Source organism: Collimonas sp. (genome assembly GCF_035566375.1).
GTDB lineage: Bacteria > Pseudomonadota > Gammaproteobacteria > Burkholderiales > Burkholderiaceae_D > Collimonas.
Genome location: NZ_DATMRK010000020.1, coordinates 39,133 through 53,124, shown reverse-complemented (window position 1 = coordinate 53,124; position 13,992 = coordinate 39,133). Strand labels below are relative to the sequence as shown.

9 protein-coding genes are annotated in these 13,992 nt (G+C 59.6%); 1 reads left to right on the top strand and 8 read right to left on the bottom strand.

Annotated features, from left to right (window positions below; all coding sequences use genetic code 11):
* Positions 1-3: 3 nt before the first annotated feature.
* Both VNZ60_RS05715 and VNZ60_RS05710 read right to left on the bottom strand, forming a co-directional pair.
* The gene (locus VNZ60_RS05715) at positions 4-630 is read right to left on the bottom strand and encodes a class I SAM-dependent methyltransferase (RefSeq protein WP_325657461.1); all 627 of its coding nucleotides are present in this window, start codon (positions 628-630) and stop codon (positions 4-6) included.
* Between the two features lie 83 nt (positions 631-713).
* Entirely contained in the window at positions 714-1,178 is a 465-nt protein-coding gene (locus tag VNZ60_RS05710; RefSeq protein ID WP_325657460.1) for a hypothetical protein, read from the bottom strand.
* A 241-nt stretch (positions 1,179-1,419) separates the two neighbouring features.
* Between VNZ60_RS05710 and VNZ60_RS05705 the strand changes: the two genes are divergently transcribed.
* Positions 1,420-2,205 carry a VOC family protein gene (locus VNZ60_RS05705; protein WP_325657459.1) on the top strand — a complete coding sequence of 262 codons (786 nt, stop codon included), beginning with the start codon at positions 1,420-1,422 and terminating at the stop codon, positions 2,203-2,205.
* A 73-nt stretch (positions 2,206-2,278) separates the two neighbouring features.
* Here the strand turns inward: VNZ60_RS05705 and VNZ60_RS05700 are convergent, their stop codons facing one another.
* The 6 genes from VNZ60_RS05700 to VNZ60_RS05675 all read right to left on the bottom strand — a co-directional run bounded on the left by VNZ60_RS05700 (position 2,279) and on the right by VNZ60_RS05675 (position 13,837).
* On the bottom strand, positions 2,279-3,268 hold the full coding sequence (locus VNZ60_RS05700) for a sulfonate ABC transporter substrate-binding protein (RefSeq protein ID WP_325657458.1): 990 nt from the start codon (positions 3,266-3,268) through the stop codon (positions 2,279-2,281).
* A 275-nt stretch (positions 3,269-3,543) separates the two neighbouring features.
* On the bottom strand, positions 3,544-4,674 hold the full coding sequence (gene gcvT / locus VNZ60_RS05695; RefSeq protein ID WP_325657457.1) for a glycine cleavage system aminomethyltransferase GcvT: 1,131 nt from the start codon (positions 4,672-4,674) through the stop codon (positions 3,544-3,546).
* A gap of 95 nt (positions 4,675-4,769) precedes the next feature.
* Positions 4,770-7,649, bottom strand: coding sequence for an aminomethyl-transferring glycine dehydrogenase (gene gcvP / locus VNZ60_RS05690; protein ID WP_414648781.1), 2,880 nt, complete (start codon positions 7,647-7,649; stop codon positions 4,770-4,772).
* A gap of 38 nt (positions 7,650-7,687) precedes the next feature.
* On the bottom strand, positions 7,688-8,068 hold the full coding sequence (gcvH, locus tag VNZ60_RS05685; RefSeq protein WP_349255796.1) for a glycine cleavage system protein GcvH: 381 nt from the start codon (positions 8,066-8,068) through the stop codon (positions 7,688-7,690).
* A gap of 95 nt (positions 8,069-8,163) precedes the next feature.
* Entirely contained in the window at positions 8,164-8,940 is a 777-nt protein-coding gene (locus VNZ60_RS05680; RefSeq protein ID WP_325657455.1) for a crotonase/enoyl-CoA hydratase family protein, read from the bottom strand.
* A gap of 28 nt (positions 8,941-8,968) precedes the next feature.
* Positions 8,969-13,837, bottom strand: coding sequence for an NAD-glutamate dehydrogenase (locus VNZ60_RS05675; protein WP_414648782.1), 4,869 nt, complete (start codon positions 13,835-13,837; stop codon positions 8,969-8,971).
* Positions 13,838-13,992 lie beyond the last annotated feature (155 nt).

Genomic DNA, 13,992 nt, shown 5'->3' with positions numbered 1-13,992 from the left:
TCATTACTGCTTGCGCCAGACACTGGCCAACCAGGGTTGCTGCTCGCGCGGCAAACCGTCCGGCCGGTAGTAATGTTCAAGTTCGATAAAACCGGCGTCGGCCATGAAATGCCGCCATGCGGCGAGATCATGGTAGGCGCCGTAGCGTCCGCGATTCCAGCCTTCTTCGTTGCTGCCGCGTGGATTGGAGCTGAATAGCACGCCCTCAGATTTCAACGTAGCGTGAAACTGGCGTAGCACGCGCGGCAGCTCCTGACTGGGAATATGGAACAGGGCCGCATTGGCAAAGATGCCGTCGAAACGATTATCTGGAAAATCCAGCTTGAGAAAATCCTGGTGCCAGACTTCGCAGCCGCTGTCTGCTCTTGCCATCTCGACGAAGCGCTCAGCGCCTTCGACACCAACGGCGATGTGCCCGAGCTTGCTGAATGTGCGCAGATCGCGCCCCGGGCCGCAGCCGACATCCAGAATCGAGAACGGCGGCGCGCCCTTGATGTGGCGCAGCAGCGCAGCAATATTTTGGCTGACGTCATGATCGCGGGTGCCTTCGCGAAAATCGTCGGCGCGCTGATTGTAATGCTCAAGAGTAAGAGCGGCGATTTTTTGCAGATCGGAAGGCGGCAGTATCATGCTCGGTACTTTAGCGCACTAAGGAAATATATCCAATACGCGCGATGCTGGAAACTGCAATTCAGGTACTTTTTGAAATATTTTCACTTGACGTTTTCGCAGCTGTCAAAAAGTATCACTCCACTCCCGGTGTTATATAGAAAGCGGTTTGTCTCTGTATTGATCTGGAGATCTTCCAGCTTGTAATGGCTGTAGAATTTTTGATGCTCTCCACAGTAGCCTTCCTCGCCCTTTTTGAAAGGCTTATGTCCGCGCATATGACAAAGTGCTCGCACTTCAATCTTGTCAACCTGGAGTTCATCGCAAGCACGGGCCAAGCCGATTTTTCCTTCGGTAGGCGAGCATAAAGTGATATGCGCGCTGTCATCTGAATCATTAGTTACTTCGATGACGGTGCCTGGGTCGATGATCTGTTCGACTGCGCATTGACCGTCTCCGGACGCACAAGATTTGACACGGCACTTGTAGGCATCGAAAGCCCAGGCCGAGTTTTGAGCGGGGCCCACCAAGCCCACCATAAACAAGAGCGCAAATATCAGGTGCCGCAATTCAATTCTCGCTAATCAAAGAAACAGGCTTGTCGGAACATGTCCGGTTGAAGGAGGGATGACCATGAAAACTATGGATTGTAGCTCTAAAGCAATCAAAATGAGTACATCCTCTCACCCTATGAATAAGGGAAGGATGATGTAGTATTCAAGCACTTGCGATGCCAGCATTCGCCGGCTTGCAATCCGCCAAGAACTTGTACGGCGTTTCCATCAAACTCAAACAAAGGAGTCAGGAAAAATGTCTGCAAATCAAACAAAACACCAAGCAAAATTTGTGTGGTACGACCTCATGACCAGCGATCTCAAGGCTGCTGAATCTTTCTATAAAAACGTAGTCGGCTGGAATATGCAGGACTCTGGTATGGGCGATCCTTCCTACACCATATTGTCAGCCGGGCCAACCGCAGTCGGCGGTTTGATGCCGATCCCGGATGAAGCGCGCGCCATGGGCGCGCCGCCCTGCTGGAGCGGCTATATCGCCGTCAGCGACGTCGATGCCTATGCAGCGCGCGTCACCGCAGCAGGTGGCTCGATCCGGCGCCCGCCTGAAGATATTCCCGGCGTCGGCCGCTTCGCGGTGGCCGCCGATCCGCACGGCGCGGCATTCATTTTATTCAAAGGCAATAGCGACGCCGAGCCGGCGCCGGTGGCCGCCGGCACGCCAGGCCATATCGGCTGGCATGAATTACACGCCGGCAATGGCGCCAGCGCATTTACTTTCTATGCCGACCTGTTCGGCTGGACCAAGGACGAGGCGATCGACATGGGGCCAATGGGTGTCTACCAGACTTTCGCCAGCGGCGGCCCGGCAATCGGCGGCATGATGACTAAAACAGACGACATGCCGACGCCATGCTGGTTGTATTACGTCAATGTCGACGGCATCGATGCCGCGGTGGCGCGCATCGGCCAGAATGGCGGCAAGGTCATCATGGGACCGCACCAGGTTCCCGGCGGCAGCTGGATCGTTCAGGGCTTCGATCCGCAAGGCGCCATGTTCGCCTTGGTTTCACAGCGGCGTTGAGCGCAGCTTCAGTGCATGGCGGTGGCGCGCCGCAGCATCTGCGGCGGCGCCCTGTATCGCACAACCGACAGGATCACCCCAAAGCCGCAGGAGCGGCATCGCGCACATCGATCTGCCTCGGAATCAATTTCAACTCGAAGAAAGTGTCGGCAATCACCTGCTGCTCGGCCACTATTGCTTTGGTGATCGGCCCCGTGCCAAAGGATGAGCGCGCAACCAGTACATCGACAATCGGCTTGGGCAAACCCCATATTGCCGACAGCTCAGCCGCCAGGTCGCTACGATGCGCGTTGCCCCAAAGATCGATCTGATTCAGTTCTTCGATGGCGATAGTGAGTACGTCGCCGTTCTTCTGCAAGTACTCCCTGGAAGAAAAATAATAGGCGCGATTCTTGACGATGCCACTGGCGTCGGCCAGGATGCGGGCTGACAAGGTTTTCTCGGCCGCGGCAAGAAACGGTTCCCAGATCACCCAGGCATCGACCACGCCCTTCTCGAACGCAGCGCGGGCGTCGGCCGGCGCCAGCCAGACCAGGTTGACGTCACTATAGTTCAAGCCATTCTTTTGCAACAGCTTGACTAAAAAATAGTGCACATTCGAGCCCTTGTTCAGGGCAATCTTTTTACCTTTCAGATCAGCCACTGTCTTAATCGCAGAAGCCGCCGGGATCAGCACCGCCTCCACCGCCGGCCGCGGCACGGTTGCCGCGACATACACGATAGGCGTGCCGTTGGCCTGGGCGAAGATCGGCGGCGCTTCACCGACATCGCCGAAATCGATGGAGCCGACATTGAGCGCCTCCAGCTGTACCGGCCCAGCGCTGAATTCTATCCACTTGACTGCCACGCCCAAAGGCGCCAGGCGTTGCTCCAGCGTGCCGCGTTTTTTTAGCAGGCTGAGCAAACCTTTCTGATAGCCGATACGGAATTCGCGTTGCGCGGCGTTGGCGGCCAGTGGTGATAAAGCCGCCACTGCGACGATGCCCAAACCGGCTTGTAACAGGCGGCGGCGTTGGCCCGCCTGCGTATTATTTTTGAATCCGGATCTGTTGTTATCACTCATATTGCCTTCTCGATGGAGCGGGTTAAGTTAGCCCGATCTTAATCAGAGGACAAAATAAAAAGAACGAATAAATTCTTCTCCGGATAGTCGGAATTCAGATATCAAGGAAATCATGGACGCTCTGGAAGCGCTGAACAACGGTTGCCGGAGGAACGCAAAAAAAAAAGAACGCGCCCAACTGAGATACAAATCTCAATTGGGCGCGTTCTCATGCAGTCGGCAGAGTGTCGGGCCGTTCTATTGGCAAACCGTTGGCAAACCGCTTAATTCAGCTGTCAGCCGCGGAAATAACGGGTCGGGGTGAATGGCGTCTTGACCACTTCAATCGGCACCGCCTTGCCACGCACCATAGCCGCCAACAATGTGCCGATTTGCGCGTGTGCGCTATCGACATAACCCAACGCCACCGGACTGCCTAGCGTCGGTCCGAAACCGCCGCTGGTGATCTTGCCGACCGTTTTGCCATCGGCGTCGACCAGCTCGGCGCCTTCACGCGCCGGCATGCGATCCTTGAGCAGCAAGCCGACCCGCTTGCGGCCGACGCCTTGCTCAAGCTGACGCTGGATCAGCTCGGCGCCGGGATAACCGCCGGCGCGGGCGCCGCCGCTGCGGCGCGCCTTGGACAAGGCCCAGCCCAGGCTGGCTTCGACCGGCGTGGTGCTGCTATCCATGTCGTGACCGTACAGGCAGAGGCCGGCTTCCAGCCGCAGGGAATCGCGCGCGCCGAGGCCGATGGGCGCCACCTCGGGTTGCGCCAGCAGCAGCCGCGCCAACGCTTCGACGTCAGCATTCGGCACTGAAATTTCAAAACCGTCTTCGCCGGTATAGCCGGAGCGGCTGACAAAACAATCGCTGCCGGCTAGCGTGATTCTGGCAGTCTGCATAAAGACCATCTGCGCGCTATTCGGTGCAATACGCGCCATGACGGCCGCCGCCGCCGGCCCCTGCAAGGCGAGCAAGGAACGATCGCTCAATTCCTCGATCTGGCAACGGCTGGACAGATGCTGCCGCAGATGCGCCGTGTCTTGCTGCTTGCAAGCCGCATTCACCACCAGGAACAGGTGATCGCCGGCATTGGCAACCATCAAATCGTCGAGGATGCCGCCTTGCGGATTGGTAAACATGGCGTAACGCTGCCGGTTCACCGGCAGGTCGACAATGTCGACCGGCACCAGCGATTCCAGCGCGGCGGCTGCATCCGCGCCGCTCAGGCGCAATTGCCCCATGTGCGAAACGTCGAACAGGCCGGCCTGGCTGCGGGTGTGGTTGTGCTCTTTGAGAATGCCGCTGGGATATTGCAGGGGCATGTCGTAGCCTGCAAACGGCACCATCTTGGCGCCTAGCTCCAGGTGCAACTGGTAGAGCGGCGTGCGCGCTGCAGCGGCGCCGCTGGTGGTATCACTCATGAGAAATGTCCTTTTTCATCAATAGCTTGATCGGATTGAGGGGACAGACGTCGCGCCTTGCGCAACGTCTGTCCTGCCTCTCTCTTCCCTGTGCTCTACTCGTAATCCGACATCGGCGGACAAGAGCAAACCAGATTGCGGTCGCCATAGACGTTATCGACGCGCCCGACCGGCGGCCAGTATTTATTCTGGCGCAACGATTTCAAGGGGAATACCGCCTGCTCGCGCGAGTACACGCGCTGCCATTCGTCGGTCAGATCCTGAGCAGTATGCGGGGCATGCCGCAAGGCCGTCTGCTCGGCCTTGATGTCGCCATTCTCGACCGCCCTGATCTCTGCCCGGATGGCAATCATGGCGTCGCAGAAACGATCCAGTTCTTCCTTGGATTCGCTTTCGGTCGGTTCGATCATCAGGGTGCCGGCCACCGGGAACGACATGGTCGGCGCGTGGAAACCATAATCGATCAGGCGCTTGGCGACATCCTCCACTGTAATGCCAGTCTTGTCCTTGAGCGGCCGCAGATCGATGATGCCTTCATGCGCCACCAGGCCGTCGCTGCCGCTGTACAGGATCGGATAATGCGGCGCCAGCCGATGCATGATGTAGTTGGCGTTGAGGATCGCCATCTCGCTGGCCTGGCGCAAGCCTTGCGCCCCCATCAGCGTGATGTAAGCCCAGGTGATAGGCAGGATGCTGGCGCTGCCCCAAGGTGCTGCCGAGACCGGTGCGATACCGTTTTCCAGCATCCGGTGACCGGGCAGGAAAGGCGCCAGATGGGCTTTGACGCCGATCGGGCCGACACCGGGTCCGCCGCCGCCGTGTGGAATGCAGAAGGTTTTGTGCAGGTTCAGATGCGAGACGTCGCCGCCGAATTTACCCGGCGCGCACAAGCCGACCATGGCGTTCATGTTGGCGCCGTCGATATACACCTGGCCGCCATGCGCGTGGACGATTTCGCAGATCTCGCCGATGGCTTGTTCAAACACGCCGTGGGTCGAAGGATAGGTAATCATCAGGGCCGCCAGATCGTTGGCGTGCTGATCGGCCTTGGCGCGCAGATCGGCGACATTGACGTTGCCTTGCTCGTCGCATTGCACCACCACCACTTGCATGCCAGCCATGTGCGCAGTGGCTGGATTGGTGCCGTGGGCAGAGCTCGGGATCAGGCAGATGTTGCGCTCGCCCTGGCCGCGGCTTTGGTGATAGGCGCGGATCGCCAGCAAGCCGGCATATTCGCCTTGCGAGCCGGCGTTAGGCTGCAGCGAAACCGCATCGTAACCGGTGCAGACACACAGCATTTGCTCCAGATCGGCCACCAGCTGCTGATAACCCTGGGCCTGATTGAGCGGCGCAAACGGATGCAGCGCGCCGAATTCCGGCCAGGTCACCGGGATCATTTCGGTGGTGGCGTTGAGCTTCATGGTGCAGGAACCGAGCGGTATCATGCTGCGGTCCAGCGCCAGGTCTTTGTCCGCCAGTGCGCGCAGATAACGCAGCATCTGGGTTTCCGAATGATGGCTGTTGAACACCGGGTGCGTCAGGAAAGCGCTGCTGCGCGCCAGCGTCGGCGGGATCCGTTCGGCGACAGTGTCTTCCAACGCTGCGAACGAAGGCAACGGCTTGCCAACGGAGAAAATCTGCCACAGTGCTTCCACATCGGCACGGGTGCTGGTTTCGTCCAGCGCAACGCCAACGCTGCCATCGTCGATCAAGCGCAAGTTGACCGACTGGCTGCGCGCCGCCGCATGGATATCCTGGGTGTGGCCGCCGGTATGTACGGTGATGGTGTCGAAGAAGCTGGCAGTCGGCACCGCATGGTGCAACTGATGCAAGCCCTCGGCCAGGATCGCCGTCAGACGGTGCACCCGTTGCGCGATTGTTTTCAGCCCGCTTGGGCCGTGATAGACCGCATACATGCTGGCGATATTGGCCAGCAATACCTGCGCGGTGCAGACGTTGCTGGTGGCCTTCTCGCGGCGGATGTGCTGTTCGCGAGTTTGCATCGCCAGCCGGTAAGCGGGTTCGCCGCGGCTATCGATGGAAACTCCGACCAGGCGTCCCGGCATCACGCGCTTGTCTGCGTCCAGGGTAGCGAAATACGCCGCGTGCGGACCGCCGTAACCGAGCGGCACGCCGAAACGCTGGGCGCTGCCGATCACCACATCGGCGCCGAATTCGCCTGGCGGCGTCAGCAGCGTCAATGCCAGCAGATCGGCGGCAACCACTACCAGCGCTTGCTTGCTGTGCGCCAGCTGTGCGGTGTCGGCATAGTGGTTGATGTCGCCGTTGACGGTCGGGTATTGCAGCAGCACGCCGAAACAGTCCAGCCGCTCCAGATCCTTGCGGTGATCGCCGACCACCACCTCGACCCCGATCGGCGCGGCGCGGGTGCGCAGCACGTCGATGGTTTGCGGGAAACAGTCTTGCGAAACGAAGAAGATATTGCTCTTGCTTTTCGACAGGCGCTGGCAAAAGGTCATGGCTTCGGCTGCTGCGGTGGCTTCATCCAGCAAGGAAGCGTTGGCGATCTCCATGCCGGTCAGATCGGTCACCATGGTTTGGAAATTCAGCAGCGCTTCCAGCCGTCCTTGCGAAATTTCCGGCTGATATGGCGTATAGGCGGTATACCAGGCTGGGTTTTCCAGCAGATTGCGCAGGATCACGGTCGGCGTATGGCAGTTGTAATAACCCATGCCTATATGTGATTTGAACAGCTGATTCTTGCCGGCGATCTGGCGCAGCGCCGCCAGCGTTTCCGCTTCGCTGCGCGGCGAACCGAGTTGCAGCGGCTGCCGCTGCAAAATGGCGGCCGGCACTACTTTCTGTATCAATGCCTCGATCGAATCGAAACCGAGCATTGTCAGCATGGCCTTTTGTTGGGTGTGATCCGGACCGATGTGGCGTTCAATGAAATCGGCATGTTGTACCAGATCTTCAAGAGCAGGCCGTGATTGTGTCATGGGTGCATCCTTCATTTAATGAACAGTGAAACTGTGCTTGTGCATAATTGCGCTTAAGCCAGGCCTTTGATCATGGCGTCATAAGCTGCTTTGTCCATCAGACTGTTCAACTCGGCCGTATCGTCTATTTTCATCTTGAAGAACCAGCCGGCGCCCAGCGGATCTTCGTTCACCTTGCCGGGTTCATCCGCCAGCGTCTCGTTGATTTCGACCACTGTGCCGGCAACCGGCATATTGATTTCACTTGCAGCCTTGACCGATTCGATCACCGCGGCTTCTTCACCCTTGGCGATAGCGGCGCCGACTTCAGGCAATTGCACAAAAACCAGGTCGCCCAGATGATCTTGCGCGTAAGCGGTAATACCGACCGTGACTAGACCGTCGTCCTCGATACGCAACCACTCATGCTCAACCGTGTATTTTTCCTGACCCATGCCCATCTCCTTTATAAAAAAACATGACATTCAATACTTATCCGAATTTTACGACCGAAACGCCATGCATGATACTGCAAGTGTTGAGCTCGGGATCAATCATGGAAGCGGCCGTGGCGGCCGGCGCCGCGGGTGAACCTGGCGGCGCCAGCCTCGCCTTCGGCAAACACGATCGGCGCCCCTTGCGCACCTTCACGGCGCAGCGCTTCGGCTAGCGATAAATCCCACTGTTCGTAAGCAGAACGGCGATCGGTCAGCATGCATTGCTGCGGGAATCCGGCAATCTCCCGCGCCAGGTCCTGCGCCAAAGCTAGTGCGCCGCCGGGCTGCGTGACGCGATTGATCAAGCCCATGTTCAAGGCCTCGGCCGCCGTTACCGGCCGTCCAGTCAAGATCAGATCCAGTGCGCGGCCCATACCTATCAAACGCGGCAAACGTACCGTACCGCCGTCTATCAAGGGCACGCCCCAGCGCCGGCAAAACACGCCAAATACCGCGTCTTCGTCGGCCACCCGCAGATCGGCCAGCAAAGCTAGCTCCAGTCCGCCGGCAACCGCACAGCCGTTGATCGCGGCGATCAACGGTTTCGACAGTTGCATACGGCTCGGCCCCATCGGACCGCTGCCGCTGCCGTCAGCGGTCAGCTGGTTGCGCAAGCCGGGATCGCCGATCGCGCTCATATCGGCGCCGGCGCAGAAATGACCGCCGGCGCCGGTCAGCACCGCCACCTTCAGCGCAGCATCGCCTTCGAAGCGTTCAAACGCCAGACGCAATTGCTCGGCCATAGGACGATCGACGGCGTTACGTTTCTCCGGCCGCATCATGGTGATGGTGCAGATGGCGCCGTCGGTGTCGAACGAAATGGTGTGCATAATGATCCTTGTTGCCTGCCACAACTCCTCAGACTGTCTCAATTGTCCGCATCTCGCGCGCCGCCACCGACAGCATCGCCAGATCGACATTGCCGCCCATCTGAAAATCGGTCAGCAGGCGGCGATAGCGTTCCAGCGGCGTGCGGCTGGCTGCCTGCCAGACCTCGATCATTTCCTGCGACTGTTCCAACGCCGGCGACGACTGAATCACCTTGGCCGTCAAGGCACGCTGCAAGCCGGTCAGATCGCTCTGCAAGGCGGTGCGCGCCAAAACCTGCCAATGCGAATCGACCGGCAGCGCGCCGGCCCGTTCACGCATCCAGCCGAAGTTCAAATTGACGTCCAGCGCGAAATAGACCGCCGCCACCAGTTCCAGGCTGCGCCCGGTGGACGCCGCCACTTCGGCGATATCCAGCACCGCGCCGATCAGTTCGGCGCTGGCGACCCGGCGCGCCAGTTGCTCGGAGACGCCGGCTTGTATCAGCGCATCGCGTTTTGCCTTGAGCGCCTCGGCGTCGCTGGCCGCCAGCAGCGAGACCAATTGCGGCCCCAACTGATCGGCAGCCTGGCGGAAACGCGCCACCGTGGCTTCGATCGAGGCTTCTTGCACATGCCGATGCAGGAACCAGAAACTGGCGTGCTCGATCAGGCCGCCGACATCGACAAACATTTGCGCCTGCAAGGCGTCCGGCACCAGGTTGTCGAGGGCGTCGATGTCTTGCCAGATTTCCTCGAAGCCGAATACTTCGCGTGCGATAACGGTAGCGCGCAGCACATCGGTCGGGCTGGCGCCGCTGTCGTCGGCCAGTTGATGGACAAAGGTGGCGCCGACCCGGTTGGTCAGCGTGTTCACCAGATAGGTCGAGATAATCTCGCGCGCCAGCGGATGTCGGCGCATGGCGTCGGGAAACCGCTCACGCAGCGGCTGCGGAAAATATGCCGCCAGCGAGCTGGCGATAAACGGGTCCGCCGGCAAGGCCGAGGCCAGCAACTCCTCATACAGCCACATCTTGTTGTACGCCATCAGCACCGCCCGTTCCGGCGCCGTCAGTCCCTGCTTGGCGGTCTTGCGTTCCGCGCATTCTTCTTCCGACGGCAGGAACTCGACCGCCCGGTCAAGCCGGCCGGCGCGTTCCAGGAAGCGGATCAAACGTGCTTCCGGTTCCAGCAGGCTGGCGGCGCGGCGCCCCGCCACCGACAGCGCCTGGGTCTGGTAGTAGTTATCGGTCAGCACTTGCAGGCCGACCTCTTCGGTCATTTCTGCCAGCAGCTTGTTGCGCTGCTTCTCGGTCATTTCGCCTTCGCTGACGATCAGGCCGAGCATGATCTTGATATTCACTTCATGGTCGGAGCAATCGACGCCGGCCGAATTATCGATAGCATCGGTGCAGATGCGGCCGCCTTTTTGCGCAAACTCGATACGGCCGAACTGGGTACAACCGAGGTTGCCGCCTTCGGCCACCACCTTGCAGTTGAGTTCGGCGCCGTTGACGCGGATCGCATCGTTGCTGCGGTCACCGACCTGGGCGTGGCTTTCGCGGCCGGCCTTGATGTAGGTGCCGATGCCGCCGTTGTACAGCAGATCGACCGGCGCCAGCAGGATCGCGCGTATCAATTCGGTCGGCGCCAGCTCGCTGGCGGTTACGCCTAGCGCCGCTTGCACTTGCGGCGTCAGCGCAATCGTCTTGAGACTGCGCGCATAGATTCCGCCGCCATCCGAGATCAGGTGGCTGTTGTAATCGGCCCAGCTAGAGCGCGGCAAGGCAAACAAACGCTCGCGTTCAGCGAAGCTGGCCGCCGGGTCCGGATTCGGATCGAGGAAAATATGACGGTGGTCAAAGCCTGCCACCAGCTTGATATGGCGCGACAACAGCATGCCGTTGCCGAACACATCGCCCGACATGTCGCCGATGCCGACTACCGTAAAATCCTGTTCCTGGGTATTCACCCCGGTTTCGCGGAAATGGCGTTTCACGGCTTCCCATGCGCCGCGTGCGGTAATGCCCATTTTTTTATGGTCATAGCCGACCGAGCCGCCGGAGGCGAAGGCGTCGCCCAGCCAGAAACCGTATTCGGCAGAAATCGCATTGGCGTAATCGGAGAAACTGGCAGTGCCTTTGTCGGCCGCCACCACCAGGTAAGGATCGTCGGCGTCGTAGCGCACCACGTCCGGCGGCGGCACCACTTTACCGTCGACCAGGTTATCGGTCAGGTCGAGCAGGCCGCGCAGGAAATTCTGGTAGCAGGCGACTCCTTCGCGCAGATAGGCGTCGCGCTCGGCGGCCAGCGGTGCGCTCTTAAGGACGAATCCGCCCTTGGAGCCAACCGGGACGATCACCGCATTCTTGACCATTTGCGCCTTCACCAGCCCCAGCACCTCGGTGCGGAAATCCTCGCGCCGGTCAGACCAGCGCAAACCGCCGCGCGCCACTTTACCGCCACGCAGATGCACGCCTTCGAAACGCGGCGAATAGACCCAGATCTCGAACATCGGCTTGGGTGTCGGCAGCCCTGGCACTTTGGCCGGATCGAACTTGAAAGACAGATAGGATTTGGGCTGGCCGTCGGCGCCGCGCTGGAAATAATTGGTGCGCAAGGTGGCGCCGATCACGCCCAGGAACTGGCGCAGGATCCGGTCTTCGTCGAGATTCGGCACCTGGTCCATCGCTTCTTCGGTCTGCTGCAGCAAGGTCTTGGCTTTTGCTTCTGCACCGGCGTCCTGCGCCAGGGCTGGATCAAATCTAACCAGGAACAGTTCCACCAGCTTGCGCGCAATCTCCGGGTTGGCGGTCAAGGCTTGTTCGATATAGGCGTTGCTGAAAGTCGATCCGACTTGCCGCAGATAACGCGCATAAGCGCGCAGGATGCTGACTTCGCGCCAGTTGAGACGCGCCCCCAGCACCAGCCGGTTGAGATCGTCATTGTCCGCTTCGCCGCTCCAGACGCGACCGAAAGCCTCTTCGAATATGCCCTTGATACGATCGATCTCGACTTCGCTATCGTCCGCGGTTTGCATGCCGAAATCGTGTATCCAGGCCGGTTCGCTATCTTGCAGCTCAATCCGGTAAGGACGTTCCTCGTTCACCTTGACGCCCATATGCTCCAGCATCGGCAGGCTTTGCGACAAAGCCATCGGCTTGCCGGCACGGTAGATCTTCAGGCGCAAGGCGGCTGGCGCCGCTTCGATCGGGCGGTACAGACTCATGGCCAGGCCGATATTTTTCTGCGCGGTTTCCAGCAAGGCGATGTCATGCACCGCAGTGCGTGCCGCATAGTCTTCGCGGAAACCGGCCGGGAACGATGTTGCATAACGGCGCAGCAGCCGCGTGCCCTGCTCTTCGCCACGCTGTTCCAGCAAGGCTTCGGTCAGATCGTCTTGCCAGCGCCGGGTGGCTTGCACGATGCGCGCTTCCAGTTGCTCGACGTTGATCTCGGCGACGCTGCCCGGCGCGGTGCCGGGTTCGGTGCGTACTGTGAACTGGATACGCGCCAGCATCGATTCCGACAGCAAGGGTGTGAACTCGATGCCGGTGCCGTTGAAGGCTTCCAGCAGCAAGCTCTGGATACGCTCGCGCAGTTCGGTGTTGAAACGGTCGCGCGGCACGAACACCAGGCAGGAAACATAACGGCCGAAGGCGTCGCGGCGGACAAACAAACGAGTCCGCTGGTGTTCTTCCAGGCGCAGGATACCGCTGGCGGTGTCGAACAATTCATCTTCATCGAGCTGGAACAGTTCGTCACGCGGGTACTGCTCCAGGATGGTGGTCAGGGTCTTGGCCAGATGGCCTCTCGGAACAAAGCCGGCGCGCTCTAGCACCTTCGCCACTTTGCGTCGCACCAGCGGGATCTCGCTGGTGGGCACCATGTAGGCGGTCGAGGTGTACAAGCCGACGATGCGGCGTTCGCCGACCACCTTGCCGTCGGCGCCGTAGCGCTTGACGCCAACATAATCGAGATAGCCGGCTCGGTGCACCGTTGCACGTGAATTCGCCTTGGTAATGAAAATCGGCGAACGGGAGTCTATGATGCCTTGCGCGCTGACCGGCAATTTGGTCATGTCAGCGCTATCGGCCGCCCGCAGGGAATCGCGCAATACCCCGAGGCCGGAACCGGCCACGCCTTGCAGATAATTTTCACCGTCTTGTACCAGCAGCTCGTAATCGCGATAGCCGAGAAACGTAAAATGATCGTCCACCATCCATTCGAGGAAGGCGCGCGCCTCGGCAATTTCACTATGCAGCGCGGCGTCGCTATGGTCTTGTTGCTTGAGGTCGTCGATCGCAGCTTTGGCCGCCGTCATCATCTGGCGCCAGTCTTCCACCGCAGCCCGGACATCGCCCAGCACCTTGAGTACGCCAGCCAGGATTTCCTCTATCCTGGCGGCCTCGGTGCAGCGGTCGACTTCTATATGTATATGCGATTCCAGCTTAGGTTCCAGCCCTGCCGGGCCGCCGCTATCCTGGCCGCTGCTCTCGCTGGCGCGCCGGATCTGCACTATCTGTCCGCCGGCATCGCGCCAAACGCGGAATATCGGATGAATCACCGCATGCAAGGTCAAGCCAAGGCGGTTGATCTCGGTGGTGACCGAATCGACCAGGAACGGCATATCGTCGTTGACGATCTCGATCACGCTATGGGCCGATTGCCAGCCATGCTCTTCGACTTGCGGATTGTAGATGCGGACGCGCGGCGTGCCGCTCACAAAATGCCGCGCAAACTGCCAATGGGCGACGGCGGCGCCATACAAATCGGCGATATCGCGGCTCAGTATCTGCTCTTCCCCCACCTGCGAGTAATACTCGACCAGGAATGCTTGCATCGGTGCAAACACTTCCGGCGGCAAGCGATCGCGAGCGAATTCGACCATCTCTGCCAGCTTTTGCTGTTTTCTTTCTATGGCGGCTGTATGCATGATTTTCTTTCGAATGGTTAATTTCGAACTACGGTCAAGTTAGTAGATTCTACCCATGACACGCCGACACCACACGCATTTTAAAAATACAATATCAAGCCCTGAATTCATGACAGGCACATGACACGGCGCCCTGTGTT

Bases quoted from the DNA above. Each gene is read 5' to 3' on its own strand.
- VNZ60_RS05715 (WP_325657461.1), bottom strand. From the start codon at position 630: ATGATACTGCCGCCTTCCGATCTGCAAAAAATCGCCGCTCTTACTCTT.
- VNZ60_RS05705 (WP_325657459.1), top strand. From the start codon at position 1,420: ATGTCTGCAAATCAAACAAAACACCAAGCAAAATTTGTGTGGTACGAC.
- VNZ60_RS05700 (WP_325657458.1), bottom strand. From the start codon at position 3,268: ATGAGTGATAACAACAGATCCGGATTCAAAAATAATACGCAGGCGGGC.
- gcvT (WP_325657457.1), bottom strand. From the start codon at position 4,674: ATGAGTGATACCACCAGCGGCGCCGCTGCAGCGCGCACGCCGCTCTAC.
- gcvP (WP_414648781.1), bottom strand. From the start codon at position 7,649: ATGAAGGATGCACCCATGACACAATCACGGCCTGCTCTTGAAGATCTG.
- gcvH (WP_349255796.1), bottom strand. From the start codon at position 8,068: ATGGGTCAGGAAAAATACACGGTTGAGCATGAGTGGTTGCGTATCGAG.
- VNZ60_RS05680 (WP_325657455.1), bottom strand. From the start codon at position 8,940: ATGCACACCATTTCGTTCGACACCGACGGCGCCATCTGCACCATCACC.